The sequence below is a fragment of the Rhodoplanes elegans genome (assembly GCF_016653355.1).
Classification (GTDB): Bacteria; Pseudomonadota; Alphaproteobacteria; order Rhizobiales; family Xanthobacteraceae; genus Rhodoplanes; species Rhodoplanes elegans.
Genome location: NZ_NHSK01000007.1, coordinates 1 through 4,636, shown reverse-complemented (window position 1 = coordinate 4,636; position 4,636 = coordinate 1). Strand labels below are relative to the sequence as shown.

The window sequence follows — 4,636 nt, the reverse complement described above, 5'->3', positions numbered from 1 at the left end:
TCGTCCTCATCGAGGACACGCGCGAGCTTCAATGCGCGGCGCCCAATCTCGTCGCCATGCGCACCAAGGATGGTGTCGCAACGCTGTCCGACCTGGTGCGGTCTTCCCTGCGCCTGCGGCCCGACCGTATTCCGATCGGCGAGGTGCGCGGCGCCGAGGCGCTCGATCTTCTGAAGGCCTGGGGCACCGGCCATCCCGGCGGGATCGGCACCATCCACGCGGGCACCGCGATCGGCGCGCTGCGCCGCCTCGAGCAGCTCATCCAGGAAGCCGTCGTCACAGTCCCGCGCGCGCTCATCGCCGAGACCATCGATCTCGTCGCCGTGCTGAGCGGCCGCGGCGCCTCGCGCCGCCTCGCCGAGCTCGCCCGCGTCGAAGGCCTTGGACCTGGCGGCGACTACCGCATCACCCCCGCGACAGCAGGCGCAGCAGGAGACCACACATGACCGCCGCTCGACAGCCATCATTCAAGCAACGTCTATTCGCCGGCTCGGTCCGCGAGCGGATCGGCCGCATCGGTTTGATCGCGGCAGGGCTCCTCTACGCGGCGCCGGCCTATGCCAGCGGCTCCTCCATGCCCTGGGAGCAGCCGCTCCAGCAGATCCTGCAATCGATCGAAGGCCCGGTGGCCAAGGTCATCGCGGTGATCATCATCATCGTCACCGGCCTGACGCTCGCCTTCGGCGATACGAGCGGCGGCTTCCGCAGGCTGGTGCAGATCGTGTTCGGCCTGTCGATCGCGTTCGCAGCCAGCTCCTTCTTCCTGAGCTTCTTCAGCTTCGGCGGCGGGGCGGTGGTGTGATGGCTGGTGTGCTTGATACCGCCGAGGTCCCCGGCTTCTCGGTGCCGGTCCATCGGGCGCTGACCGAGCACATCCTCCTTGGCGGCGCGCCGCGCTCGATCGCCATCCTCAATGGCACGCTCGCGGCCGCGCTCGGGCTCGGACTGCGGCTCTGGCTCGTCGGCCTCGGCCTTTGGGCCGTCGGTCACTTCGCGGCGGTGTGGGCGGCGAAGCGCGACCCGATGTTCGTCGAGGTCACGCGCCGGCACCTGCGCATTCCGGGCTTCCTGGGCGTGTGAGGCGGCCGATGATGAATCTCGCCGAATATCGCCGCACGTCTTCGCGCCTCGCCGACTTCCTGCCCTGGGCGGCGCTCGTCGCAGAGGGCGTGGTCCTCAACAAGGACGGCAGCTTCCAGCGCACGGCCCGCTTCCGTGGCCCCGACCTCGACTCCGCCGTGCCGGCCGAGCTGGTCGCGGTCGCCGGCCGCCTCAACAACGCCTTCCGCCGCCTCGGCTCGGGCTGGGCGATCTTCGTCGAGGCGCAGCGCCATGGCGTCGGTGCCTATCCGTCGAGCCGCTTTCCCGATGCCGCGTCTGCGCTGGTCGACGCCGAGCGCAAGGCGGACTTCGAGGAAGCGAGTGCGCATTTCGAGTCGAGCTACTTCCTCACTTTCACCTACCTGCCGCCTGTCGAGGACGCCGCACGCGCCGAGAACTGGCTTTACGAGGGTAAGGCCGACCGCGGCGTCGATCCGCACGAGGTCCTGCGTGGCTTCGTCGATCGCAACGACCGCGTGCTGCAACTCATCGAAGCCTTCATGCCGGAGTGCGTCTGGCTCGATGACGGCGAGACGCTGACCTACCTGCATACCTGCATTTCGACCAGGCGCCATCGCGTGCGCGTGCCCGAGACGCCGATGTATCTCGACGCGCTGCTGGCCGACCACCCGCTCACCGGCGGCCTCGAGCCGCGGCTCGGCGATGCGCACCTTCGCGTGCTCACGATCGTCGGTTTCCCGACGGCAACCACGCCGGGCATTTTGGATGAGTTGAACCAGCTGGCGTTTCCTTATCGCTGGGCGACGCGCGCCATCCTGCTCGACAAGACCGACGCAACCAGGCTGCTCACAAAAATCCGCCGGCAGTGGTTCGCCAAGCGCAAGAGCATCGCGGCGATCCTGAAGGAGGTCATGACCAACGAGGCGTCGGCTCTCGTCGACACCGATGCCGCGAACAAGGCGGCCGACGCCGACCTCGCGCTCCAGGAGCTCGGCGCCGATTATGCCGGCGAGGCCTATGTCACCGCGACGGTGACGGTCTGGGACAATGACGCCCGCATCGCCGCCGAGAAGCTGCGGCTGGTCGAGAAGGTCGTGCAAGGCCGCGACTTCACGGCGATGCCCGAGACGATCAATGCGGTCGACGCCTGGCTCGGCTCGCTGCCCGGGCATGTCTACGCCAACGTGCGCCAGCCGCCGATCTCGACGCTCAATCTCGCCCACATGATCCCGCTGTCGGCGGTGTGGGCGGGACCGGAACGCGATGAGCACCTCGGTGCGCCACCCTTGCTGTTCGGCAAGACCGAAGGCTCCACCCCGTTCCGATTCTCTTTGCACGTCGGCGATGTCGGCCACACGCTGGTCGTCGGACCGACGGGCGCCGGCAAATCGGTGCTCCTTGCGCTGATGGCGCTTCAGTTCCGGCGCTATTCCAACTCTCAGGTCTTCGCCTTCGACTTCGGCGGCTCGATCCGCGCCGCCGCACTCGCCATGGGCGGCGACTGGCACGACCTCGGTGGCGGTCTCACGGAAGGATCGGCCGAGAGCGTCTCACTGCAGCCGCTCGCCGGCATTCACCATGTCCCCGAACGCGCCTGGGCCGCCGACTGGATAGTCGCGATCCTGATGCGCGAGGGCGTCGCCATCACGCCCGAGGTCAAGGAGCATCTCTGGACCGCGCTGACCTCGCTCGCGAGCGCGCCCGTCGTCGAACGCACGATCACCGGCCTCGCGGTGCTCCTGCAATCGAACGATCTCAAGCAGGCGCTGCGGCCCTTCTGTGTCGGCGGGGCCTATGGCCGCCTGCTCGACGCCGAGCACGAGCATCTCGGCGAGGCATCGGTCCAGGCCTTCGAGACCGAGGGCCTGATCGGCACCGGCGCGGCGCCGGCCGTGCTCGCCTATCTGTTTCATCGCATCGAGGATCGCCTCGACGGGCGGCCGAGCTTGCTGATCGTCGACGAAGGTTGGCTCGCGCTCGATGACGAAGGCTTCGCGGGCCAACTGAGAGAATGGCTGAAGACGCTCCGGAAGAAGAACGCCAGCGTCGTCTTCGCCACGCAGTCGCTCTCCGACATCGACAATTCGCCGATCGCGCCGGCCATCATCGAAAGCTGCCCGACCAGGCTGCTGCTCCCCAACGAGCGGGCGATCGAGCCGCAGATCGCCGCGATCTACCGCAGGTTCGGCCTCAACGACCGCCAGATCGAGATCCTCGCCCGCGCCATGCCGAAGCGCGACTATTACTGCCAATCCCGCCGCGGCAATCGCCTCTTCGAGCTCGGTCTCTCTGACGTCGCCCTCGCGCTCTGCGCCGCGTCCTCCAAGACCGACCAGGCAGCCATCGACCGCATCCTCGCCGAGCACAGCCGCGACGGCTTCCTGCCCGCATGGCTGCGCCACCGCGGCGTCGCGTGGGCCGCCGATCTCATCCCAAGCCTCACCAATCTGGAGACTCCCTCATGACAATCCGTCGCTCGCGCGCGGCGCTTCTCGCCGCGACGGCTCTCTCGCTTCCGCTAGCGCTCTCGCCCGTCCTGGTCGCGCCCGCATCGGCCCAGTGGATCGTCTACGACCCGACCAACTACGCACAGAACGTGCTGCAGGCGGCGCGCGCGCTGGAGCAGATCAACAACCAGATCACCTCGCTTCAGAACGAGGCGCAGATGCTGATCAACCAGGCCCGCAATCTCGCGAGCCTGCCGTACTCGTCGCTGCAGCGACTTCAGCAGTCCATCCAGCGTACCCAGCAGCTTCTCGGTCAGGCGCAGAACATCGCCTTCGACGTCCAGCAGATCGACCAGGCGTTTCAGACGACCTACGGCAATGCCTCGCTGTCCGCGTCCGACCAGCAGCTCATCGCCGATGCGCGCACGCGCTGGCAGAACACGGTCGGCGGCTTGCAGGACGCGATGCGCGTCCAAGCCAGCGTGGTTGGCAATCTCGACACCAATCGGACAGAGATGTCGGCGCTGGTCGGCCAGAGCCAGGGCGCGACCGGAGCGCTGCAGGCGACGCAGGCCGGCAACCAGATCCTCGCGCTCCAGGCCCAGCAGCTCGCCGACCTCACCGCCGTCGTGGCGGCCGATGGACGCGCACGGGCGCTTGCCGATGCCGAACGCGCGGCCGCGGCTGAACAGGGCCGCGAGCAGCGCCGGCGCTTCCTCACGCCCGGCGCCGGCTATCAGCCCGGCAACGCCAGCATGTTCCCGGGCAGCGGCAACTGAGGGGCGCGGCGGTGGATTCCAAACTCCTTGCCCGGATCGGAGCGGTCGCATTTGTCGCCGTCGCGATCACGGCCACGGTCATCGAGCTGACCCGGAAGGAGGAGCGGCCGGAGGCAGTGCTGCCGCGACCGGCACAGACGGGTGCGGCGGACCCGCTGCGCGACGAGCTGTTCCGCTGCCAGAGCCTGGGCGAGGCCGGCCCGCGCGATCCCGCGTGCCTGCGCGCCTGGGCGGAGAGCCGCCGGCGCTTCCTGACACCAGGCACGGCACGCCCGCAAATCGGGTCCGGATTGCCGGGCTCCAGCGGTGAGAGCCGCAGCCGCGGCGCCGCGCCAGGCGGCGAGTAGC

At 68.7% G+C, this 4,636-nt stretch carries 6 protein-coding genes; all 6 read left to right on the top strand.

The genetic code is table 11. From position 1 onward, the window contains the following. On the top strand, window positions 1-446 hold a 446-nt coding region (locus tag CCR97_RS00715), incomplete at its 5' end, for an ATPase, T2SS/T4P/T4SS family (protein ID WP_201159216.1). Further along, on the top strand, window positions 443-802 hold the full coding sequence (locus CCR97_RS00710) for a TrbC/VirB2 family type IV secretion system protein (RefSeq protein ID WP_201159215.1): 360 nt from the start codon (window positions 443-445) through the stop codon (window positions 800-802). The genes CCR97_RS00715 and CCR97_RS00710, both read left to right, overlap by 4 nt. Further along, a complete protein-coding gene (locus tag CCR97_RS00705) occupies window positions 802-1,080 on the top strand; it encodes a VirB3 family type IV secretion system protein (protein WP_037016633.1) in 279 nt (92 codons plus the stop codon). The genes CCR97_RS00710 and CCR97_RS00705 overlap by 1 nt, the downstream gene beginning before the upstream one ends. 8 nt (window positions 1,081-1,088) lie before the next feature. Beyond that, window positions 1,089-3,527 (top strand): conjugal transfer protein TrbE, encoded by a 2,439-nt coding sequence (gene trbE, locus CCR97_RS00700; protein WP_111359765.1) that lies wholly within the window; start codon window positions 1,089-1,091, stop codon window positions 3,525-3,527. Next, window positions 3,524-4,288 carry a P-type conjugative transfer protein TrbJ gene (trbJ, locus tag CCR97_RS00695; RefSeq protein WP_111359766.1) on the top strand — a complete coding sequence of 255 codons (765 nt, stop codon included), beginning with the start codon at window positions 3,524-3,526 and terminating at the stop codon, window positions 4,286-4,288. Before trbE ends, trbJ begins: the two co-directional genes overlap by 4 nt. 11 nt (window positions 4,289-4,299) lie before the next feature. Continuing rightward, window positions 4,300-4,635, top strand: coding sequence for a putative entry exclusion protein TrbK-alt (trbK-alt, locus tag CCR97_RS00690; protein WP_201159214.1), 336 nt, complete (start codon window positions 4,300-4,302; stop codon window positions 4,633-4,635). Window position 4,636: the final 1 nt, after the last annotated feature.